General features: G+C 73.0%; 16 protein-coding genes. 11 read left to right on the top strand and 5 right to left on the bottom strand.

Annotation, left to right across the window (positions count from 1 at the left end):
* Positions 1-276: 276 nt before the first annotated feature.
* From OHU34_RS10340 to cyc2, 4 genes are all read left to right on the top strand, one after another.
* Positions 277-2085, top strand: a complete 1809-nt coding sequence (locus OHU34_RS10340; RefSeq protein ID WP_405765973.1) for a S8 family peptidase — start codon at positions 277-279, stop codon at positions 2083-2085.
* Positions 2086-2658: 573 nt separating this feature from the next.
* The gene (locus OHU34_RS10335) at positions 2659-3309 is read left to right on the top strand and encodes a ScbR family autoregulator-binding transcription factor (RefSeq protein ID WP_020125295.1); all 651 of its coding nucleotides are present in this window, start codon (positions 2659-2661) and stop codon (positions 3307-3309) included.
* A 75-nt stretch (positions 3310-3384) separates the two neighbouring features.
* Positions 3385-4713, top strand: a complete 1329-nt coding sequence (locus tag OHU34_RS10330; protein WP_142266678.1) for a damage-control phosphatase ARMT1 family protein — start codon at positions 3385-3387, stop codon at positions 4711-4713.
* A 284-nt stretch (positions 4714-4997) separates the two neighbouring features.
* Entirely contained in the window at positions 4998-7184 is a 2187-nt protein-coding gene (cyc2, locus tag OHU34_RS10325; protein WP_142266679.1) for a germacradienol/geosmin synthase Cyc2, read from the top strand.
* Here the strand turns inward: cyc2 and OHU34_RS10320 are convergent.
* Complete coding sequence (locus OHU34_RS10320; RefSeq protein WP_405765968.1) at positions 7175-7924, bottom strand: glutamine amidotransferase-related protein; 750 nt, start codon at positions 7922-7924, stop codon at positions 7175-7177. The two genes, cyc2 and OHU34_RS10320, sit on opposite strands and share 10 nt — an antisense overlap.
* 94 nt (positions 7925-8018) lie before the next feature.
* On the opposite strand from OHU34_RS10320, the gene OHU34_RS10315 reads away from it, so the two are divergent.
* The 4 genes from OHU34_RS10315 (at position 8019) to OHU34_RS10300 (ending at position 12119) form a co-directional block, all read left to right on the top strand.
* Positions 8019-8885: a LysR family transcriptional regulator gene (locus OHU34_RS10315; RefSeq protein ID WP_405765966.1), complete on the top strand. Its 867-nt coding sequence runs from the start codon at positions 8019-8021 to the stop codon at positions 8883-8885.
* A gap of 107 nt (positions 8886-8992) precedes the next feature.
* Positions 8993-9604: a PDZ domain-containing protein gene (locus OHU34_RS10310; protein ID WP_200839839.1), complete on the top strand. Its 612-nt coding sequence runs from the start codon at positions 8993-8995 to the stop codon at positions 9602-9604.
* 366 nt (positions 9605-9970) lie between these two features.
* Complete coding sequence (locus OHU34_RS10305) at positions 9971-11098, top strand: aminopeptidase P family protein (protein ID WP_142266682.1); 1128 nt, start codon at positions 9971-9973, stop codon at positions 11096-11098.
* 49 nt (positions 11099-11147) lie between these two features.
* The gene (locus OHU34_RS10300) at positions 11148-12119 is read left to right on the top strand and encodes an aminoglycoside phosphotransferase family protein (protein WP_142266683.1); all 972 of its coding nucleotides are present in this window, start codon (positions 11148-11150) and stop codon (positions 12117-12119) included.
* A gap of 95 nt (positions 12120-12214) precedes the next feature.
* Here OHU34_RS10300 and treZ read toward each other — a convergent pair whose 3' ends face one another.
* Entirely contained in the window at positions 12215-13960 is a 1746-nt protein-coding gene (gene treZ / locus OHU34_RS10295; RefSeq protein ID WP_142266684.1) for a malto-oligosyltrehalose trehalohydrolase, read from the bottom strand.
* A gap of 165 nt (positions 13961-14125) precedes the next feature.
* Between treZ and OHU34_RS10290 the strand changes: the two genes are divergently transcribed.
* The 3 genes from OHU34_RS10290 (at position 14126) to OHU34_RS10280 (ending at position 16988) form a co-directional block, all read left to right on the top strand.
* Complete coding sequence (locus tag OHU34_RS10290; RefSeq protein WP_020125305.1) at positions 14126-14677, top strand: DUF1707 and FHA domain-containing protein; 552 nt, start codon at positions 14126-14128, stop codon at positions 14675-14677.
* Between the two features lie 530 nt (positions 14678-15207).
* Positions 15208-16536 (top strand): M14 family zinc carboxypeptidase, encoded by a 1329-nt coding sequence (locus tag OHU34_RS10285; RefSeq protein ID WP_230194351.1) that lies wholly within the window; start codon positions 15208-15210, stop codon positions 16534-16536.
* On the top strand, positions 16533-16988 hold the full coding sequence (locus OHU34_RS10280; protein ID WP_142266686.1) for a subtilase-type protease inhibitor: 456 nt from the start codon (positions 16533-16535) through the stop codon (positions 16986-16988). The genes OHU34_RS10285 and OHU34_RS10280 overlap by 4 nt, the downstream gene beginning before the upstream one ends.
* Positions 16989-17055: 67 nt before the next feature.
* Here the strand turns inward: OHU34_RS10280 and OHU34_RS10275 are convergent, their stop codons facing one another.
* The 3 genes from OHU34_RS10275 to treY all read right to left on the bottom strand — a co-directional run bounded on the left by OHU34_RS10275 (position 17056) and on the right by treY (position 22114).
* Complete coding sequence (locus OHU34_RS10275; RefSeq protein ID WP_142266687.1) at positions 17056-18306, bottom strand: M14 family zinc carboxypeptidase; 1251 nt, start codon at positions 18304-18306, stop codon at positions 17056-17058.
* A gap of 131 nt (positions 18307-18437) precedes the next feature.
* Positions 18438-19388, bottom strand: a complete 951-nt coding sequence (locus tag OHU34_RS10270) for a nitroreductase/quinone reductase family protein (RefSeq protein WP_405765960.1) — start codon at positions 19386-19388, stop codon at positions 18438-18440.
* Positions 19389-19762: 374 nt separating this feature from the next.
* Entirely contained in the window at positions 19763-22114 is a 2352-nt protein-coding gene (treY, locus tag OHU34_RS10265; RefSeq protein WP_405765958.1) for a malto-oligosyltrehalose synthase, read from the bottom strand.
* Positions 22115-22128: the final 14 nt, after the last annotated feature.

Genomic DNA, 22128 nt, shown 5'->3' with positions numbered 1-22128 from the left:
TGCCGTACGGACACGATCAAATCGGGCGCTCGTTGACCGATCTGGCTTGACGAGGGTTGGTTTTTGGCCGGATCGAGGGTTTCCCCTGTATCCGGATGACTGATCCTTTGCCTATCGTTCCTGCACAGCCGACCCACAGGTAACCCCGACGGGGTCGGTTCCCGCGCCTGGCCGGCCTTTCGCGCTGCTCTTCGATGCACCCCCCGCCGCTTCCCCCGCCGAAGCGAATCGACCGCCGCTCCGCCCTGCCCGGAGTCGGTTACGAAAGGCACGCCCTTGCGCACCTCACCCGCCCTGAGACGGAAGCTGATATCCGTCGCCGCGACCTCTGCGGCCCTGCTCACCGCCGCATCGACGGCGTCGGCCGTCGCCGCCCAGGAAACCGTTTCCCAGGGTTCCGCCGTCCCCGCCGCCCAGACCGAGGCCGCGCCCGGCACCCCGGCCGAGCGCCTCATCGTCGGTTACAAGTCCGGTACCGCCGAGGCCAGGTCGAACCCGGCCGCCGAGGCCGACGCCGCCGCCAAGGGTGAGAAGACCGGCGAGGACGTCGACTTCCAGCGCCGTCTCGGCACCGGCGCCGCCCTGGTCGACCTGGGTGACGACCTCACGAAGGCGGATGTCGCCGACGTGGTCGCCCAGTACCGGGCGGACCCGCAGGTGGCCTATGTCGTCCCGGACCGGCTGAACAAGCCGAAGGCCGACCCGAACGACACCGAGTACACCAAGCAGTGGGACCTCTTCGAGTCCACCGCCGGTATGAACGTACCGGGCGGCTGGGCCACTTCGACGGGTACCGGTGTCACCGTCGCCGTCATCGACACCGGTTACGTCGCGCACACCGACCTCGCCGCGAACATCGTCGGCGGCTACGACTTCATCGCCGACACCGCGGTCTCCGTCGACGGCGACGGCCGTGACGGCAACCCGGCCGACCCGGGCGACTACTACGCCGCCAACGAGTGCGGCTCCGGCGTCCCGGCGAGCGACTCCTCCTGGCACGGCACCCACGTGGCCGGCACCATCGCCGCCGTCACGAACAACAACAAGGGTGTCGCGGGTATCGCGTACGGCGCGAAGATCTCGCCGGTCCGGGTGCTCGGCAAGTGCGGCGGTTACGACTCCGACATCATCGACGCGATCACCTGGGCGTCCGGCGGTACCGTTTCCGGTGTTCCCGCCAACTCCAACGTCGCCAAGGTCATCAACATGAGCCTGGGCGGCGACGGGGCCTGCACCTCGGCGACCCAGAGCGCCATCACCGCCGCAGTGAACCGGGGCACGACCGTCGTGGTGGCCGCCGGCAACGAGAGCGACAACGTCGCGAACCACTCGCCGGGCAACTGCAACAACGTCATCTCGGTCGCGGCGACCAACCGCACCGGCGCCAAGGCGTCCTACTCCAACTACGGCTCCCTCGTGGACATCTCGGCGCCCGGCGGCCAGACCAGCACCGGCACCGCGAACGGCATCCTGTCCACCCTGAACTCCGGGACCAAGACGCCGTCGAGCGAGTCGTACGCCTACTACCAGGGCACCAGCATGGCCACCCCGCACATCGCGGGCCTGGTCGCGCTGGTCAAGTCGGCGAACTCCGCGCTGACCCCGGCGCAGATCGAGACGGCCATCAAGAACAACGCCCGTGCGCTGCCCGGCGCCTGCTCCGGTGGCTGCGGCGCGGGTCTGGCGGACGCGGCCAGGACGGTGCAGGCGGTGAGCGGCTCCGGCGGCTCCACGGGGGGCACCACCTTCACCAACACGACCGCGGTCCCGATCCCGGACAACGGTTCCGCCATCGAGTCCTCGATCGCTGTCAGCGGCCGCTCCGGCAATGCCCCGACCGCCCTCAAGGTCGGTGTCGACATCACCCACACCTACCGCGGCGACCTGGTGATCGACCTCGTCGCGCCCGACGGCACCGCCTACCGGCTGAAGGCGGCCAGTTCCTCGGACTCCGCCGACAACGTCAGCACCACCTACTCGGTGAACGCTTCCGGTGAGACCGCCAACGGCACCTGGAAGCTGCGTGTCCAGGACACCGCCGCGCAGGACACCGGCAAGCTCAACAGCTGGCAGTTGACGTTCTGAGGCAACTCGCTTCTCGCCGCTCGCGACGACAGGGCGGGCCGGCCGGTGTGGATGGACACCGGCCGGCCCGCCCTCGTCTGTTTCGGCCTGTTTCCGGCGAAGCCTGTTTCGACCTGTTTCCGTGCGGCGCCGTGGGATGGCCCCGGTGCCCTCGGCAAGTACCCGTCAGCGGCAACGAGTTGCCTGTGTGTTTTCAGCCGTCTCCGCGGAAAACAAACCGGTCGCCTCGCACAGGAACACGGCCCGAAAGGTGTGCTCTGCAGGGTGTGGTGGGAACCTCGGTATGCGGTTACACGTGTCGCTCGGATGTTCCGGCATCCTGTACGCAAGGTGCTCACAAGCGGAAACCGCGCACCCCGTCTCTTTTCACCGAGCCTCGACTATGCCCCCGGTACGTTCCCTGTGGGAGGCTTCCGTGGCAGGCCAGCGGTGGCGCACAAGTCGGGTGGGCGCAGGGGGCGTCGGCGGTCTGTACTCCCATGGCCAATACAGTCGTACCGTGAGCTATTGTGTACGGGGGGTAAGAAAAAACGGCATGACCCGTTCGTTACCGGCCCGGGAGAGTACCAGTCGATGGCGAGGCAGTTACGCGCCGAACAGACCCGCACGACGATCATCACGGCCGCCGCCGACCTGTTCGACCGGCACGGCTACGAGTCGACAAGCCTCAGTGACATCGTCGAGCACGCCCATGTCACCAAGGGCGCCCTCTACTTCCACTTCGCGGCGAAGGAGGATCTGGCGCACGCCATCATGGAGTTGCAGTCCTCGGCCTCCCGCCGGATCGCCGGCGAGATCGACGACCGCGGCTACGCCTCGCTCGAAGCCCTGATGCGCCTGACGTTCGCCCTGACGCGGCTGTCGGTGGAAGGCCCGATCACCCGGGCCGGCCTACGGCTGGCCACGGGGGGAGTGGCGGTCCGGCCGCCCTTGTCGCATCCCTTCGTGGAGTTGCTGGACCTGATCTCCCGGCGGCTCGGCGGCGCGCTCAAGGAGTCCGACATCCATCCGGACGTCGACGTCGACGCCGTGGCGCACTCCCTGGTCTGCTTCTTCGTCGGCACCCGAGTCGTAGGGCGCTCCCGAGAACCCGCCGGCCGACTGCCCCGCCGGATGGCCGAGATGTGGCACGTCCTCATCCGCGGCCTGGTACCGGTACCGCGCCGACCGCGCTATCTCAGCCTCGCGGCACGGCTGGAGCGGGAGATCATGGCGGTGGTGTGAGGGGCTCGGGGCGCGCGGCCGCGGTGCGGGTGACGGTCGGCCCGAGCGGTGCGCCTCCGGGATACGGTGAGCCGCATGTCCGACACCCCCGCGCCGCCCGTGATCCTCGGCGACGAACCCGGCTCGTTCCCCCACGGCGTCCTGGCCGAACGGCATCCGGCGATCATCCGGCAGGTGCGGGAGGCGTTCCCCTACGGTCCCGAGATCCACCGGAGCCTGGACGCGCTGCTGGACAACTGCACCAAGGGCGTGATCGAACCGCTCTCCGCCGGCGCGCCCGATCGTGACCGGTGGCGGACCTGGGGTCTCGACGAGTACGCCGGCCGATCCTGGTTCGACGTGCCCTGGCTGTGGTCGGAGAGTTACTTCTACCGTCAACTGCTCGACGCTGTCGGATACTTCGGTCCCGGGCCCTGGCGGGGCATCGACCCGTTCCGCCCCTTCAAGCTCGCCGAGCTCGACGCGCCCGAGACCGACGAGGAACTGGCCGCGCTCGACACCCTCGAGGGGCGCCCGGTCGACGAACGGGCCCGCGCGCTCCTGCACGGGTCCCTCTGGGGCAACCGTGCCGACCTCGGTTTCCGGCTGTCCGACGTCGAGGCGGAGAAGAGGGCGGCGGTGACGGGGCTGGTCGCCGACGACAGCGAGACGCTGTGGTCGCTGCTGCCGGTCACGAACGCGGCCGCGGATACGTACACAGATTCAGGTTCGGAAACCGGTTCCCGAACCGGCACCGAGACCGGCACCGAATCCGGCACGAGTGCCGATGCAGGCGCAGGCGCAGGCCCCGGTACAGGCACCGCTACGGGTACAGGTACAGGTACAGGCACCGGCACCCTGTGCCTGGTCGCCGACAACGCGGGTCGAGAGCTGATCCCCGATCTCCTCCTGGCCGCCCACCTCCTCGCGCACGGGCGGTGCGACCGCGTCGTCCTGCACGTCAAGCCGTACCCGTACTACGTCTCCGACGCCACCACGGCCGACGTCGTCGACGCGCTCAGGAAGCTGACGGCCGCGCGGGGAGCGGCCGCCGATTTCGGCCGGCGGCTCTGGGCGGCCATGGAGGACGGCACCCTCACGGTGCGGGCCCATCCCTTCTCCGCCGCCCCGTTGCCCTACGCCGCGATGCCGGACGACCTGCGGGCCGAGTTCGCCGCGGCCTCGCTGACCATCGTGAAGGGCGACCTCAACTACCGTCGCCTGGTGGGCGACAGCCGGTGGCGCCCGACCACCCCGTTCGCCGATGTCACCGCCTACTTCCCCGGCCCGGTCGCGGCGCTGCGCACCCTGAAGTCCGACGTGATCACCGGCCTGGACGCCGGCACCGAGGCCGCCCTGGTCGCCGCCGAGGGGCAGCGCTGGCGCACCGGAGGAACGCACGCGCTGATCCAGGTACGGGAGTGACATCCGCGGAGCAGCCGGGCGAAGAGGTCGTCCGGGTTGCCGGGCCGGGTTCGGAGCGGGCACCGAACTGCCGGGCGAACGCGGCCGGAGCGCCCGCCGCGGTCCGCCCGCGTCACCGGCGCCGATCGAGGACGATCGACGACGATCGGGCAGGTGGCGTGCGGGCCCCGGCGACGGATACGCCAAGTCCCCCACGGTTCACGGCTTCCCGCCCGATTCACGCGATGGTGTGATCATGTGTCGCCCCGCGGATGGCGGCACGGACCCCCGGGTAGGGCCCGGCCATGACGCAACCGTTCGAACTCCCGCACTTCTACATGCCGCACCCCGCGCGCCTGAACCCGCACGTCGAGGAGGCGCGGGCCCACTCGACGCAGTGGGCGCGCGACATGGGCATGCTGGAGGGGTCCGGGATCTGGGAGCAGGCCGACCTGGAGGCGCACGACTACGGCCTGCTCTGCGCCTACACCCACCCCGACTGCGACGGTCCCGCGCTGTCGCTGATCACCGACTGGTACGTGTGGGTGTTCTTCTTCGACGACCACTTCCTCGACATGTTCAAACGCACCCCGGACCGGGCCGCCGGCAAGGCGCACCTGGACCGGCTGCCGCTGTTCATGCCGCTGGACCTGTCGACGCCCGTGCCCGAGCCGCGCAACCCGGTCGAGGCGGGCCTCGCCGACCTGTGGACGCGCACGGTGCCCGACATGTCGCAGGACTGGCGGCGCCGTTTCGCCGTGGCGACCGAGCACCTGCTCAACGAGTCGATGTGGGAGCTGTCCAACATCAACGAGGGGCGGATCGCCAACCCCGTCGAGTACATCGAGATGCGGCGCAAGGTGGGCGGCGCGCCCTGGTCGGCGGGGCTCGTGGAGTACGCGACCGCCGAAGTGCCGTCCGCCGTCGCCGGGTCGAGGCCGCTCAGGGTGCTGATGGAGACCTTCTCCGACGCCGTGCACCTGCGCAACGACCTGTTCTCCTACCAGCGCGAGGTGGAGGACGAGGGCGAGAACAGCAACGGCGTGCTCGTCCTGGAGACGTTCTTCGGCTGCACCACCCAGGAGGCCGCCGACACCGTCAACGACATCCTCACCTCCCGCCTCCACCAGTTCGAGCACACCGCGTTCACCGAAGTGCCCGCGGTGGCTCTGGAGAAGGGCCTCACGCCCGACGAGGTCCTGGCGGTCGCCGCGTACACCAAGGGCCTGCAGGACTGGCAGTCCGGCGGCCACGAGTGGCACATGCGCTCCAGCCGCTACATGAACAAGGGCGCCACCTCCGACGCTCCCTGGCAGAGGCTGACCGGTCCCGGCACCTCCGCCGCCGACATCGGCGCGCTGCTCGCCTCGGCCGCCGCCGAACGCCTGCGGGCGTACGCGCACGTGCCGCACCAGAAGGTCGGCCCGTCGCTGCTGCCCGACTTCCACATGCCCTTCCCGGTGGAGCTGAGCCCGCACCTGGAGGCGTGCCGCCCGCGCCTGACGGCCTGGACGCACCGGATGGGCATCCTGGAGGAGGGCGTCTGGGACGAGGACAAACTCGCCGCCTACGACCTCCCGCTGTGTTCGGCCGGCCTCGACCCGGACGCCACCGCGGAGGAACTCGACCTCAGCGCCCAGTGGCTCGCCTGGGGCACCTACGGCGACGACTACTACCCGCTCGTGTTCGGCAACCGCCGCGACCTGGCCGCCGCGCGCCTGACCACGGCCCGGCTGTCCGCCTGCATGCCCGTCGACGGTGGGACGGCGCCCGTCGTCCCCGCCAACGCCATGGAGCGCGGCCTGATCGACCTGTGGGCGCGCACCACCGCGGGCATGACCCCCGACCAGCGGCGTACCCTGCGCGACGCGGTCGACGTCATGACCGAGAGCTGGGTGTGGGAGCTGTCCAACCAGCTCCAGAACCGTGTCCCCGACCCGGTCGACTACCTGGAGATGCGCCGCGCCACCTTCGGCTCCGACCTCACGCTGAGCCTGTGCCGTATGGGCCAGGGCCCCGCCGTGCCTGCGGAGGTCTACCGCAGCGGTGTCGTCCGCTCGCTGGAGAACGCCGCCGTCGACTACGCGTGCCTCACCAACGACGTCTTCTCGTACCAGAAGGAGATCGAGTACGAGGGCGAGATGCACAACGCGATCCTCGTCGTGCAGAACTTCTTCGGCTGCGACTACCCGACCGCGCTCGGCATCGTCCACGACCTGATGACCCAGCGCATGCAGCAGTTCGAGCATGTTGTCGCGCACGAACTGCCGATCCTCTACGACGACTTCGGCCTCTCGTCCGAGGCGCGCGAGGCGATGGGGCACTACGTCGCCGACCTGCAGAACTGGCTGGCCGGCATTCTGAACTGGCACCGCGAGGTCGACCGCTACAAGTCCGCGTACCTGGCCCGCCGCACCCACGGCTTCCTGCCGGACCTCGCGCCGCCGGTGCCCGTCCCGCACCTGTCGGTCCTGGCGCCCTCCTACGGCTGACGCTCCTTGCGGGAGGCGTGCTCGACCGCGGCTCGCGCCAGTGCCCGGACGATCGGGTGCGGGCGCGAGCCGTCGCCGGACAGCTCCGGCTGGAAGAGGGAGGCCAGGAAGAAGGGGTGGTCCGGCAGTTCGGCGATCCGCACCTGGCCGTCCTCGTCGTGGCCGGAGAAACGCAGGCCCCGGGCGCGCAGGGTGTCGAGGTGGCGGGAGGGGCCGTACGCGCAGAAGTAGCGCTCGACCGTGCGCTCCGAGCCGATCACGGACTGGGCGAGCGACCCCGGCTCGATCGTCACGACGCCCTCGTGGCCGACGAGCGAACAGGCCAGGGGCTCGATGAGCAGATCGTCCGCGTCGGGGTCGTTCTCGGCGTGCGCCGCCCGCGACAGTCCGCAGACGTTGCGGGCGTACTCCAGGAGCGCGTGCTGGAAGCCGCCGCAGGTGCCGAGGAAGGGGATGCCCTCCTCGCGCGCCGTGCGGATCGCGGACAGGACGCCCGCCTCGCTGCGGTAGGGGCTGCCCGGCACCACCCAGACCGCGTCGAAGCCGCGCACCGCGCCCTCGGCCTGCGCCTCCTCGGACGGGATCCAGTAGGCGTCCAGGAGCAGCCGGTCCCGGGCGGCGAGAGCGTCCACCAGGAGCGGGACGCGGGTGTGCGAGACGACGTTCGGGGAGCGGTCGCCGACCAGGGCGACCTTGGCGATCCGGGCTGTGGTGTCGATCCGGGCTGTGGTGTCGGTCATGCCGTTCATCCTGGTGGCGGCGAGGACTTCACGTCCAACGATGATTCGTGCACCCTCGATAAGCAGAACTGATGCGGCCTGCGACCCTGGGCGCATGGACCCGCATCTGCTGCGCACCTACGTCACCGTCGCGCGCCTCGCCTCCTTCTCCGAAGCCGCCCGGGAACTCGGCTACACCCAGTCCGCCGTCTCCCAGCACATCGCGGCCCTCGAACAGGACCTCGGCGCCCCGCTGCTCACCCGCCGGCCCGTCCTGCCCACCACGGCCGGTGAGCGGCTGCTCGAACACGCGGGACCGCTGCTGCTGCGCCTGGACGCGGCCCGCGCGGACGTCGTCCGGATCGCCTCGGCGCCCTCGCACGGGCTGACCCTGGCCGGCTCGCCGACCGCCCTCGGCCCGGCGGCCCTCGCCGCGCTCCCGCCCGCCGGGGTGACGCTGCGGGTGCTGGGCCGTGAGGACGTCTGCGCCGCCGTCGCCGACGGCACGGCCGACGTGGGCCTCGTCGACGGCCTGGCCGCGCCCAGCGACCCGCTCCGGCTTCCCGACGTCGCGCCGCTGACCACGTACGGCGTCGGCGAGGAGCCGGTCCGTGTCCTGCTGCCCGCCGGCCACCCGCTGGCCCGGCGCAGCGGTCTGCGCCTCGGCGACCTCGCCGACGCGCGCTGGCTGGACGCCCCCGACGCCGGGCTGCCGCTGCCCCAGCTGCGGGCCGCGAACGGCGGCCACGGCTTCCGCCCCGCCCTGCGCTACGACGGCACCGACCTCCGTGTCCTGACCGCCCTGGTGGCCGCCGGCCACGGCCTCACCCTGCTGCCCCGCTCGGCTGCGGCCGGTGTGCCGGGCACGGCCGCCGTCCCGGTCACCGGGCCGCGGGTCGTCCACCGGATCGAACTCGTGTACGCGGGTATGCCGTCGGGTGCGGCGCGGACGCTGGTGGAGGCGCTGTCCACCCGTCCGTGACCTGTGGTGCGGCCGACCCGTACCGCTCCTGACCCTGGGTCAGTCTCACTCGTTCGTGGCTCGTGGTGCGCCGATGCGCCGGGTAGAGCACCAGCCGGAGGCGATCCATGGAACAGACAGCGTTGCGTCCCAAGCCCATGCCCGGATCCGAGCCCGGCGGCGGTGCCGGGCCGGGCGGCCAGGGTCGGCGCCCGCATGCCGCGCGCCGCCGCGGCCGACGGCTGACGACCCTCCTGCTCGGCCTGTTCGCCGGCACCGTCCTGGTCCTGTCCGGCGTCGGACTCGGCACCGTGGGGGCGACCGTGATCGGCATGAGCAGACTGGCCGAGCTCCAGAAGCAGACCGGGCCCGGCGCGCCGGGCGCCGCGTCCACGTCGGGCCGACCGGGTCCGGCCACCCCGGGCGGCGGGTCGTCGGGGTCGTCCGGGGCGGCCACCGCGTCCTCGCGCCCGCCGGACGCCGCCCTGGGCCTGGAGGCCGTGGACGCGGAGAGGACGGGCGCCCAGATCGTCGCCGTCCACGTCCCCGGCCCCGGCTACACCGCGGGCCTGGTCCGCGGAGACGTCCTGCTGAAGTTCGGCCGCACCAGGATCGACTCGGCGACGGACCTCGCCCGGGCGGTCGACGAGGCCCGTCCCGGCAAGGAGGTCGTACTGACGGTGCGTCATCGCGGCGGTGGCTACGGGAGGTTGACGGTGCTGCCCGGCGTCGTCACGTGAGCGGGTCCCGACGCGGTCGTCCGCACCGCGGGGCCGCCGAAGCCCGGCCCCCGGCACCGCCGGGCAAACCACTGGCCGGCACGGACCCCGCCGCGTCACCATGAGCGCCATGCTGACCTTCCTGAAGGCCGTCCTGTCCCGGGCCGGGGCACGTCGTCGACTGGAGCAGGTCTCCGGCGTTGTCCTGCTGCTTCTCGGCCTGCGAATGACCGTGGACGGCTGACCCGGGCCGGTCGGCCGCCCGAAACCCGCGCCGACCGGCTCGCGCGACCCCCGCCGTACGGGCAGGATGCTGCCCGTGGCCATCACGTCAGCGTCACCCCGTCCGTCACATGTCACTCGCCACGTCCTGTCTGGGAGGCCCGGATGACCGGCACCGCCACCGCGCCCTTCACCGCCGACGACTACCGGGCCCGTATGGAGCGGGCCGCGCGCGAGGCCGCCGACGCCGGCCTCGCCGGACTCCTCGTGGCGCCCGGCCCCGACCTCGTATGGCTGACCGGCTACGCGCCCACCGCCGCCACCGAACGGCTCACCCTGCTCGTCCTCGCCCCCGGCCGGGACCCGGTCCTGGTCGTGCCCACGCTGGAGGCTCCCGACGCCGCGAAGGCGGCCGGCGCCCCGGCGCTCACCCTGCGGGACTGGACCGACGGCAAGGACCCCTACGCCGCCACCGCCGCCCTCCTCGATGCGGGCGGCCGTTTCGGGATCAGCGACAACGCCTGGGCGATGCACCTGCTGGGCCTGCAGAAGACCCTGCCCGCCACCTCCTACGCCTCGCTCACCGAGGCCCTGCCGATGCTGCGCGCCGTCAAGGACGCGGCGGAACTGGAGCTGATGGCGGCCGCGGGAGCCGCCGCGGACCGGGCGTTCGAGGAGATCAGGAAGGTTCCCTTCGCCGGGCGCCGGGAGAGGGAGGTCGGCGCCGACCTCGCCGACCTGCTGCGACGGTACGGGCACTCCCAGGTCGACTTCACGATCGTCGCCTCCGGGCCGAACGGTGCCAACCCGCACCACGAGGTCGGCGACCGGGTCATCGAAGGCGGCGACATGGTCGTCCTGGACTTCGGCGGCCTGAAGGACGGCTACGGCTCCGACACCTCCCGCACCGTGCACGTCGGCGAACCCACCGAGGAGGAGCGCCGGGTCCACGACCTCGTGCGCGAGGCCCAGGAGGCGGGTTTCCGGGCGGTCCGGCCGGGCGTCGCCTGCCAGGAGGTCGACCGGGCCGCCCGCGCGGTCATCACGGACGCCGGCTACGGCGAGTACTTCATCCACCGCACCGGCCACGGCATCGGCGTCACCACCCACGAGCCGCCGTACATGATCGAGGGCGAGGAGCGGCCGCTCGTGCCCGGCATGTGCTTCTCCGTGGAGCCCGGGGTGTATCTGCCGGGCCGGTTCGGCGTGCGCATCGAGGACATCGTCACCGTCACCGAGGACGGCGGCCGCCGTCTCAACGACACCACCCGCGAGCTGGTCATGGTGGACTGACCCGCCTCCAGGAGTCCCCGGCACCCATCCGAACGGCAACGGCGCGACCATGAACCAGGCACCGACACCCACCGCGGACACCGTCCGCCGACTGGTCCGCGCGCTCCTCGACGAGGGCGGCGCGAGCGGCTCCGGGCCCGAGGTACGGCCCGTCGTCGAGGGCGGCTCGCCCGCCACCTGGTGGGTCGGCACCCGCCATGTGCTGCGTCTCGCGACCGACCGTGAGACGACCCTGCGGCGCCGCCGCGAACTGCGGCTGCGCGACCTCGTCCGCCCGCACCTCCCGGTCGCCGTACCCACCAGCGTCGCGCACGGCGAGTGGTCGCCCGGGCTGGTGTACACCCTCGACACCAAGCTGCCCGGCGGCACCGCCGAGGACCACGACGTGTCGGCCGTCGGCGAGGCAGACCTCGCCGGACTGCTCCGGGGGCTGCGCGAGGTGCCGCCCCGGCAGGCCGAGGCGCTCGGTGTGCCGCGTACCGCCCCGCGCTCGCTGGAGGCGCTGCGGCGGATGGCGGTGACCGCCGCCGAACGCCTCGCCCGCGCCGACGAGTTCGATCCGGCCCGCCTCCACCAGCTCACCTCGCCCGGCGCGGCCCAGCTCGCCGCCCAGCCCGGCACCGCCGTCCTCGTCCACCACGCGCTGCGTGGCGAGCACCTCGTGGTGAGCGCCGACGGCCGGGTGCGCGGTGTCCTCGACTGGACCGGCGCGGTCCTCGGGGATCCCGCCGAGGACATCGCCGGGCTCGCCCTCGCCGTCGGCTCCGGCGCCGCCGTCCGCGCCGCCACCCTCGCCGGTTACGGAGCCCGCCCCTGCCTGCGTGGCCTGTGGCTGGCCCGCTGCGACACCGTCGTCCGCCTCGCGGAACGCCTCGACCGCCGCACCACCGGCCCGCACGACGCCGAAGCGCTCACCCTCCCGCGGATCCGGCTGGGCCGCGCCTGGGAGGCGATCCTGCTGGAGCGGGTGACGGAGTTCCGCGAGGAGGGGGAGGACGGCGGGGCCGACGCGGGCGGATGAGCGGACGGTGGAAGGGCGGGGGACGGCCGTGCGGAGGAGGTGGCGGCCCCTCCACCGGGTCGGTTGCCCCACCGGGTTGGTCCACCGGCCCTCGCTCAGTCCTGCTCCAGCACCACGCACGACTCGCCGGGCACATGCAGCAGCCCGTCCCGGCCGGGTACGTCCACCGGATCCCAGGTGGCGAGGACGCGGGCCGGACGAGGCCCCAGCGGGATCGCGGCCGCCTCCTTGCCGAGGTTGACGGCCACCCGGACGTCACCGCGCCGGAACGCAAGCCAGCGCGCCTGCGCGTCGTAGGCGACCTTGATGTCGGCCAGATCCGGATCGGTGAGGTCCGCGGTCGCGTGCCGCAGTGCGATCAGCTCGCGGTACCAGGCCAGCACGCGCGCGTGGGGCTCGCGTTCCGGCTCGGACCAGTCCAGGCACGAGCGCTCGCGCGTCGCCGGGTCCTGCGGGTCGGGCACGTCCTCCTCGGCCCAGCCGTGCGCCGCGAACTCCCGCCGCCTGCCCCGCCGTACGGCCTCGGCGAGTTCCGGGTCGGTGTGGTCGGTGAAGTACTGCCAGGGCGTGCCCGCCGCCCACTCCTCGCCCATGAAGAGCATCGGCGTGAACGGCGCGGTCAACGTCAACGCGGCCGCGCAGGCCAGCAGGCCGGGGGAGAGGGAGGCGGAGAGGCGGTCTCCCTGGGCGCGGTTGCCGATCTGGTCGTGGGTCTGGGTGTACCCGAGGAGCCGGTGCGCGGGCAGGCGGGTGCGGTCCAGCGGGCGGCCGTGGTGCCGGCCACGGAAGCCGGAGTAGGTGCCGTCGTGGAAGAAGCCGCCGGTGAGGGTCTTGGCGAGCGCGGCGAACGGGGCGCGCGCGAAGTCGGCGTAGTAGCCCTGGGACTCGCCGGTGAGCGCCGTGTGCAGGGCATGGTGGAAGTCGTCGTTCCACTGTGCGTGCAGGCCCAGACCGCCCACCCGGCGGGGTGTGATCAGCCGCGGGTCGTTCAGGTCGGACTCGGCGATCAGGAACAGCGGCCGGCCGGTCTCCGCCGCGAGGGCGTCCACCGCTGTCGACAACTCCTCCAGGAAGTGGCACGCGCGCGTGTCCGCCAGCGCGTGCACCGCGTCCAGCCGCAGCCCGTCGAGCCGGTAGTCGCGCAGCCAGGCCAGCGCGCTGCCCACCAGATAGGCGCGCACCTCGTCCGAGCCGGGCGCGTCCAGGTTGATGGCGGCGCCCCACGGCGTGTGGTGCGTCTCGGTGAAGTACGGGCCGAACACCGGCAGGTAGTTGCCGGACGGGCCGAGGTGGTTGTGCACCACGTCCAGGACGACGCCCAGACCGAGCGCGTGGGCCCGGTCGACGAACCGCTTCAGCGCCTCGGGACCTCCGTACGGCTCGTGCACCGCCCACGGCGACACCCCGTCGTACCCCCAGCCGTGCCGGCCGGGAAACGCACACAACGGCATCAACTCGACGTGTGTGATGCCGAGTTCGGCAAGATGGCTCAGGCGCTGCGAGGCCGCGTCCAGCGTCCCCTCGGGGGTGTACGTGCCCACGTGCAGCTCGTACAGGACCGCGCCCGGCAGCGGTCGGCCGGACCACTGCGTTCGCCACTCGTGGCGGGCCTGGTCGACGACCGCGCTCAGCCCGTCCGGGCCGTCCGGCTGACGGCGCGAGCGGGGGTCCGGGCGGACGGGCCCGTCGTCCACCGCGAACCCGTACCGCGTGCCGTCCGCGGCCTCCGCCTCACCGGTCCACCACCCCGCCCGCTCCGGATCGCGCTCCAACGCGCGGGTGACGCCGTCGCACTGGAGCGTCACACGTTCGGCCTGCGGTGCCCACACCTCGAACTGCACGGACGGTTCCCCTTCGTCTGCTCACCGTGATGTAGCCCGTCGCCTCCATCGTGCTCCACTCGAGATCAATCCGCTTTTGGAACACTCCCATTGGCGGCATGCGGGCGGGCCGGGCGTTTTCGCGTCTTCTGGACACCCGGGGCCCGCTGACCGAGAATCAGCACTGTGACGTCGTCTTTCGAGTTCAACACGTACCCCGCGCGGTTGTCGGACGCGGAGCGCGACCGGGCGCTGAAGGTGCTGCGTGACGGCGTCGCCATGGGGCGACTGTCGCACGACACGTTCATCCGGCGCATGGAGCTGGCTCTCGTCGCCCGCCGCTCCGACGAGCTCGCCGTCCTCACCGCCGACCTGCCCAGGGAGAGCCGTCTCTCGCGGGCCGTCTTCGGCACCGTCGGGGCGGTCTCCGGCTTCTCGGTCCGGCTGCGCAGGGCCTGGCAGGCCGAGCGGCTGCCCAAACTGCTGCTGCCGCACCCCGGTACCGAGAGCGCGCTGCGCATCGGCCGCGACCCCGCGAGCGGCCTCAGGCTGACCCACGAGAGCGTCTCGCGGGTGCACGCCGAACTCAGCCGTCAGAGCGGGATGTGGGTGCTGCGCGACCTCGGCTCCACCAACGGCACCACGGTCAACGGACGTCGTGTCATCGGCGCGGCCGTGGTCCGCGAGGGCGACCAGGTCGCCTTCGGCCGCATGGCGTTCCGCCTCTCGGTGAACTGACCCACCGATCCGATCCGATCCGATCCGAACCGAACTACCGAACCGACCCGCCGACCGGCTTGCTCCCCGAGCGGTCTGTTCCGCCGACGGGCCGGACGGTCCGGATCGTCTGCCGACCAGGCCGACCAGGCCGACCAGGCCGACCAGGCCGACCAGGCCGACCCGGACCGACCGGACCGGCCCCGGTCGGCGCTCTGCCGGACCGGCGCGGTCTGCCGGGACACTGGATCGGCAGGTCCCCGACCTCCCGACACGTGGGTCGGCCGCCGACCGGACCGGGCTGCCGCCGCCCCCGGGTGCCGTCGGTCCGTCGGCCCGGAGGCGGCCCGTCGAACCACGGCGTCCCGGTGGGCCGACAGGACCCGCCAGCTCGCCCGAGTCGCCACCGTCCGCTCAAGTCCCCACCCCCAACGCGGTGTTGACGTACCCCCGGCCCATGACTCACTGTGCGTACACCAGACACACCAGGTGAACCGACGGCGCCGCCCTGTGGGAGGTGTGCCCTGCCGCCCCTCCTCCGCTACCCGACCGTGGACGAACTCGCGGCCCGTGCGGCCGCGCTCGCCGTCCGTGGTTCCGGGGACGTCCGGCTGCGCCGCGTCGGGGTCTCGCGCGCGGGCTCGCCGCTGTGGCTGCTCTCCGTCGGCCGGGGCGCCCGCCAGGTCCTCGTCGTCGCCGGACCGCACGCCAACGAGCCCGTCGGCGGCGCCACCGTCCTGCGGCTGGCCGAACGGGTCCTCGCCGACCCACGGTTCACCGTCGGCGCCGACGCCACCTGGAACCTGCTGCTCTGCCTCGACCCCGACGGCCTGCGCCGCAACGAGGGCTGGCTGACCGGCCCCTACAGCCTCGGCCGTTACTTCCGCAACTTCTTCCGGCCGGGCTTCCTGGAACAGCCCGAGTGGCTGCCCGACGGCGCGGGCGCCGCCGCGCTCCCGGAGACCCGTGCGCTGCTCCGGCTCCAGGACGAACTGAAACCCTTCCTCCAGTGCTCGCTGCACGGCGTCGACGTCGGCGGCGCCTTCGTGGAACTCACCCGTGACCTGCCCGGACTCTCCCGGCGGGTCGCCCACGCCGCCGCCCGGCTCGGCATCCCCCGCGAACTCGGGCCCTACGACACCCTGTACTGGCCGCGCCTGGGACCCGCCGTCTACCGGATCCCGCCACCGCGCCCGCGTGACCTGGCCGCCGCCATCACCGAGGCCGCCGTCGAGTCGACCTGGTATCACCCCCACCGCCACGGCACGGTCACCGCGGTCGTCGAGGCGCCCATGTGGGGCGTCGCCGCCGTCGAGGACGGCTCCCCGCCCGCCGACCGGGACGCGGTACTGCGGACGGTGAGCTCTGCCCTGCGCCATGACGCACAGTTGCTGGAACGTATCCTCGCGCGGGTGCGGCCCCACCTCGCCGGCGCCCCCGACGCGGCCCGTCTGCTCGCCCCGGTCGACGACTATTTACTGGTCTGCCCCGGTCTCGCGGACGCCTGGGACCCCGCCACCGCCGACTCCGCCCGCCCGCTGCCCTCGCTCAGCACCGCCCATCTGACGGCCCTGCGCATCGCAGGCCGCCGGATCGCCGTCCGGACGGCGGGCCTGCTGCACCAGCTCGTCACCGGCGCCGGAAGGGACCCCGTCGGCGCGCTGCCGGAGCTGGACGCACTCATCGACGCGTGGTGCGCCGACTACCAGGAGGAGTGCGGGGCGCGCTGGATTCCCGTCGCGCGCCAGGCGGAGTACCAGGCACGGGTCGTGTTCGCCGCGTTCGAGCTGGCCGACCGCCGTGCCGCCGAGCTCGCCGGTGCCCGTTCGGGTGAGTCGGACTGGGGTACACGGCCGGCCGTGCCGATGCATCGGGAATGACGTACTTCCTCACCTGTCTCCGGCCGGCGAAAGCCGTCCGACGCGCGCTCCCGGCCGCGGCCGCCCTTCTGCTCGCGGTCGGCGCCGCCCCGGCCCTCGCGGCCTCCCACGACGCCGTTTCCGGCAACTGGCTCCAGCTCACCGTCACCCGGGGCGACTCCCGCTCCAGCGACACCCGAGGCACCCTGCTGCTGTGCGACCCGCCCCAGGGTCACTCCCGCGCCGCGGAGGCCTGCGACGTCCTGGCGCGGGCCGACGGCGACGTCGACGCCCTCGCCGCGGACGGCAGCCGCATCTGCCCGCTCATGTACGCGCCGGTGACGGTCCGCGCGCAGGGGCAGTGGAACGGGCGCCCGGTCGACTACGAGCGCACCTTCGGCAACGACTGCGAGCGGGAGGCCCTGACGGGGGCCGTGTTCGCCCTGGACGACCAGGAGGTGCCCGAGGTCTGACCCGGCCACGGCGGCCGCGGGCACACGCGCGTGCCCGCGGCCGCCGCCCTGTCCGTCGTCCCGCCCGTCACGCCGCCCGTTCGCGCGCGTGCAGGGCCGCCGCGACGACCGTGCGGGACTGGTGCTCGACCTGGTGCTCCAAGGGCACCCAGCGGGCACGGAAGCGACAGGCGAAGGCGTCGCTCCAGGTCTCGACGAGCTGTTCCAGACGCGGGGCGGCGTGGTCGTCGCTCTCCTGGAGGACCCGCCACAGCATCGCGGCCGCCCGCAGGGGCAGCCGACGGGCGAAGGCGTCCACGCTGCCGACGTACGCCATCGTCGTGTCGGCGGGCGGAGTGTCCGTCCAGTCCGCGGCCAGCCCGGGCACCAGCTCCAGCGCCCACTTCGCCGCCCGCAGCAAGGGCCCGTCGACGCCCTCCAGACGCGGCAGCGCCTCGACGAGCACCCGCTCCACCTCCGTGGTGTCGCGCAGCAGCCGTCGCGCCAGCCGCCGTATCGCCGCGGCCGGGGCGGGATGCGGGGCGGGGTCGTCCACCATGTCGCTCGCCCACATCGGCACCTCCACCACCGCGGTCAGACCGCCGTAGCGATGGGCGTGGTACCAGGTGCTGTGCCGTGCGTCGTCGGGCATGCTCGGGTACGCCGCCTCCGTCCCGGCGGCCGGCATCACGTGGACGCCGGGCCCGGACGCGGGCCAGCCCGCCGCGTCGGACGCGCCCGTCTCCACCGGGATGTGCAACTGGGCCGCGGACTTGACGAACGGCTCGGCGAGACCCGGGATGTCCTTGGTCAGCTGCACCCAGCTGCCGCCCAGATCGGTGCCGTGCAGCGTCACCTGCAGGTAGGGCCGCAGCTCGTCGATGACCCGGGTCAGCGCGCGGGTCTCGGGAGGCAGCCGGTCCGGCGGCAGCACGGCGGGGGACCACTCCGGCTGCTCCGGACCGGCGGGCCGGAAGAAGCCGAGGTGGTACTCCAGCAGGCTGCGCGGCGCCGGGGTCACATGCAGGCTCGCCCCGTCGGGGTCCGCGCACAGCAGGAAGTGCCAGGACGTTCCGTCCCGCAACTCCCTTTCCTGTACGACCCGTTCGGCGAGTGCCAGTAGCGTCGAGCCCCCGGTCGGCTCGTTGGCGTGGGCACCCGCGACGACGAGCACGGCCCGCCGGGCGTGTCCCACGGACAGCAGATGCAGGGGTCGGCCCGCGCGGGAGACCCCTACCTGCCGCAGCGCGCACATTCCGGGCTGGAACGCGGCCAGCGCCCGCACGGAAAAAGTCAGTTCGGTCACAGTGGGGTAGCGCAGCTCCGGCAGGAGACTCACCCCCGTATTGGTCCGCCCGGCCTTCGCATCCGCAGTACCCCATGGTCTCTGTGAACTGTCAAGAACGCCTGGGGGGAGGCTCCAGGGGCGCTCGGATGTGCGCTCCGGCGGAGGGTACGACCGTCCGGCTTTCACTCCTCGTGCTCCCTCCCGGCGCCGGCCGGCCGGGCGGGTGGGGCCGGCGGCCAGGGAACCTCGGCGAGCAGAGGGACGATCGTCTCCTCCTCGAAGTCGAGGTGGGCGTTCAACTCCCTTGTCATGGCCTCCAGTTCGGCACGGAAGCGCTCGGGGCCGGCGATCGGGACGCCCGCCAGCAGGGTCACCAGTTCGTCCTGGATGCGCGCGACCGTGCGGTGTTCCTCGGTGAGCCGGGCGAAGGTGTCGGCCAGGTCGGGGTGGTGGCGGGCCATCGTGGGGAACACGTGTGCGTCCTCGCTGACGTGGTGGAACCGCAGCGCCTGACAGAACGCCAGGCAGCGCTGCCGGATCTGCAGTCCGAGGCCCGGAGCGGGCGGTTCACCGGGCCCCTCATGGGCCGCCAGGGCGGCGAAGTGGGCATCGGCCTGCGCCGCCACCTGACGCAACTGACCGCGCAGCCAGGTGTGTACCTCCATGATCTTGTCGGCGAGGGTACGGACCTCCCGCGGGCCTTCCCAGCCGTCGGGCTCGGCGGGCTCCAGCACGACGACGGGCAGCGAGCGGGCGGCGCGGGCCTGATGGTCGCCGTATCCGGGCGCGGTCCGTACGGCGTGTCCGAAGAGTTCCTCGCGCCGGACCCCCTCCGCGGGGACCGCGAGCGCCTGGAAGGTCTCGGTGCCGAGTTCCACCCGCACCACGGGGTGGGCGAGCAGGTCGCGGTACCAGTCGGGACGGTCGGGATGGTTCGGGGCCCCTGGATCGGACCCGACGACCAGGAGCGCGTCGCCGTGGCGGACGTAGCCGAGCGGAGTGGTCCGAGCGGTCCCCGACTCGGCGCCGGTGGTCGTCAGCAGGAGCAGGTTCCCCCCTTCGAAGGGGCCGCCGGCCTTCCCGCCGTTGGCGCGGAACTGCTCGATGACGGATTCATTGAACGACGTGGGCATACGGGTGGGTCTCTCCGGAAGTCATGGTGAGCGTGCGCACGGCGCCAGGCGCACGGCACGCGGCACAGGGCACACAGGAAGGTGCCGGGAAAGGTGAGGGAAGGGCGTAAAGGAGGAAACGCACGGAGAAGACGCACAGAGGAAACGCACGGAGGGCGCGAAGAGCCGGCGCAGAAAGGACAAGCGCGCGGCGCTGTGCGTCAGCGCTGGGTCAGCTGCGGGGCGCGGAGTGTGAACTCATGGCGTGTCCCTCGAAGAAGGGTGTTCGCCCGACCGCCGGCCGGCCCACTGCTCTTTGACCGGCGTCATGCGACACCGTCTCCATTACATGCACCCGACCCTCACCTGTCAACGCCGAAGATCACCCCGCGGCCTCACTCCGCCCGCTCCAGCAGGGCCACCGGCAGCCGCTCGAACAGTTCCGCCACGCGCGCGTGGCCCGTGAACTCCCGCTCGGGAGCGAGGACGTCGACCCACGTCCCCGGGGGCAGCGCCAGCCGGGTCTCGCGCCAGCCGCCCGCCTCCGCCAGCCGCAGCGACAGCCGCGTCACGGCCGTGACGACCCGGCCGGAGCGCGCGAACGCCAGACAGTGGGCCGCGGCCGCTCCCTCGGCGGGCAACGGTTCGTACCCCGCGGCGTCCCCGAAGACCTCCGGCCGCCGCCGGCGCAGCCGCAGCGCGGCCGCGGTCACCGTGCCCTTGGCGCCCGGATCCTCCGGCGGGAACCGCACCGGGCGCCGGTTGTCCGGGTCCACCAGCGCCAGGTACTCGCTCTCCGTGCCCTGGTAGACGTCCGGCACCCCGGGCATCGTGAGATGCACCAGTGCCGTACCGAGCGCGTTGGCGCGGATGTACGGCTCCAGCGCGCCGCGCAGAGCGGTCACCCGCTCGCCCGGCGCCCCGCACGGCCCCGCCGCCACGAACGCGGCCACCGCCTTCTCGTAGGCCGGCTCCTGCTCGGTCCAGCTGGTGTACAGGCCCGCCTCGCGCGCGTGCTTGAGCAGCGCCTCCTGGACGCGCTCCGGGGCCGCCGGGCCGAGTCCGAAGACCGTCTGCCAGGCCGCCCACGCCAGCTGCCCGTCCGGTACGCCCTCCGCCGCGCGGGTGGCCTCCTCCAGGACGTCCGCCCAGCGCCCCGGGCACTCGGTGAGCACGGCGAGCGCGGCGCGCACGTCGGCGCTGCGCTTGGTGTCGTGCGTCGACACGACCGTCCCGGTGGCCGGCCAGTCGCGCTGCACGCGCGCGCAATAGGCGTGGAAGCCGGCCGGGGACACCCCCGGGGCGCCCGGGTCGCCACCCACCTCGTTCGCCGCCGACAGCGGCACGTACCGGTAGAACGCCGTGTCCTCCACCGACTTGGCGCGCAGCGCCGACGCCGTCTGCGCGAACCGCGCCCGGAAGTCCGCCCCGGCCTGCCCCTCCCCGCCGAGCAGCAGTTTCCGCACCACGTCGACGGCGCCCGCCTCCTCCGGCACGACGAACGCCTGCCGCGCCTCGGCGGCCGCCTTCTCGGTGACGACGGCGGCCGGGTCGCCCGAGGTGTACGGCCGGTACACCTCCATGCGCACGAGCAGCTCCTCCAGTGCCGTGCGCAGCGCCCAGGGCGCCCGGTCGCGCAGTCCGGGATCGGCTGACGCGGCGCACACCCGGGACGCCGCCCGCGTCAGCCGCTCCGTCTCGGCCGCCAGCTCGTGCGTGAGCACCTTGTACGCCGCCCGGCGTACCGTGGCCGCCCACTCGCCGCCCCGGTCCGTCTGCGGGGCCGCGAAGCGCCGGTAGTGGGTCAGCAGCTCCCCGGCCCCCTCGGGGTCCGCGAAGAGGCCGTCGACGTGGCGCAGGGCGTCGTAGCCGGTGGTGCCGGCCACGGGCCAGGAGTCCGGCAGCCGCTCCCCGTCGGCCAGGATCTTCTCGACGACCGTCCAGCGGCCGCCGCTCGCCGTGTGCAGCCGCTCCAGGTAGGCGTCGGGGTCGGCGAGGCCGTCGGGGTGGTCCACGCGCAGCCCGTCGACGACGCCCTCGTGCAGCAGCCGCAGGATCGTGCCGTGGGTGGCCTCGAACACCTCCGGGTCCTCCACCCGCACCCCGATCAGCTCGGAGATGCTGAAGAAGCGCCGGTAGTTCAGTTCCGTGCGGGCCAGCCGCCACCACACCGGCCGGTACCACTGGGCGTCCAGCAGCCGAGGCAGCGGCAGCCCCTCGGTGCCCTCGCGCAGCGGCAGGACATGGTCGTAGTAGCGCAGGACGTCGCCGTCCACCCGCAGCTGCGCCAGCTCCGACCCGACGGGGCCGCCGAGCACCGGGACCAGCACCTGGCCGCCCTGCGCCTCCCAGTCGATGTCGAACCAGCGCGCGTACGGCGATTTCGGCCCCTCGCGCAGCACCTCCCACAGGGCGTGGTTGTGACGCGGGGCCATCGCCATGTGGTTCGGCACGATGTCCACCACCAGGCCGAGCCCGTGCTCCCGCGCGGTGCCCGCCAGCGCTCGCAGCCCCTCCTCCCCGCCCAGCTCCGCACGCACGCGCGTGGGGTCCACGACGTCGTAGCCGTGCGGGGAGCCCGGCACGGCCTCCAGGACGGGGGACAGGTGCAGATGCGAGACGCCGAGCGAGGCCAGGTACGGCACGGCCGCCGTCGCCGCCTCGAACGGGAACGCGGGCTGGAGCTGCAACCGGTAGGTCGCCGTGGGCGGCACGGGAACGGAGGCGTCACGTCGCTCAGGGGTCATGACAACCTACGTAC

Source organism: Streptomyces sp. NBC_00080 (genome assembly GCF_045041255.1).
Taxonomy (GTDB): domain Bacteria; phylum Actinomycetota; class Actinomycetes; order Streptomycetales; family Streptomycetaceae; genus Streptomyces; species Streptomyces coriariae.
Note: the sequence above shows the minus strand (reverse complement) of the source record. Positions and strands in the feature narration are given on the sequence as shown.

Bases quoted from the DNA above. Each gene is read 5' to 3' on its own strand.
- OHU34_RS10280 (WP_142266686.1), top strand. From the start codon at position 16,533: ATGACGTACTTCCTCACCTGTCTCCGGCCGGCGAAAGCCGTCCGACGC.
- OHU34_RS10330 (WP_142266678.1), top strand. From the start codon at position 3,385: ATGTCCGACACCCCCGCGCCGCCCGTGATCCTCGGCGACGAACCCGGC.
- OHU34_RS10270 (WP_405765960.1), bottom strand. From the start codon at position 19,388: ATGCCCACGTCGTTCAATGAATCCGTCATCGAGCAGTTCCGCGCCAAC.
- OHU34_RS10310 (WP_200839839.1), top strand. From the start codon at position 8,993: ATGGAACAGACAGCGTTGCGTCCCAAGCCCATGCCCGGATCCGAGCCC.
- OHU34_RS10320 (WP_405765968.1), bottom strand. From the start codon at position 7,924: ATGACCGACACCACAGCCCGGATCGACACCACAGCCCGGATCGCCAAG.
- cyc2 (WP_142266679.1), top strand. From the start codon at position 4,998: ATGACGCAACCGTTCGAACTCCCGCACTTCTACATGCCGCACCCCGCG.
- treY (WP_405765958.1), bottom strand. From the start codon at position 22,114: ATGACCCCTGAGCGACGTGACGCCTCCGTTCCCGTGCCGCCCACGGCG.
- OHU34_RS10300 (WP_142266683.1), top strand. From the start codon at position 11,148: ATGAACCAGGCACCGACACCCACCGCGGACACCGTCCGCCGACTGGTC.
- OHU34_RS10335 (WP_020125295.1), top strand. From the start codon at position 2,659: ATGGCGAGGCAGTTACGCGCCGAACAGACCCGCACGACGATCATCACG.
- OHU34_RS10315 (WP_405765966.1), top strand. From the start codon at position 8,019: ATGGACCCGCATCTGCTGCGCACCTACGTCACCGTCGCGCGCCTCGCC.
- OHU34_RS10305 (WP_142266682.1), top strand. From the start codon at position 9,971: ATGACCGGCACCGCCACCGCGCCCTTCACCGCCGACGACTACCGGGCC.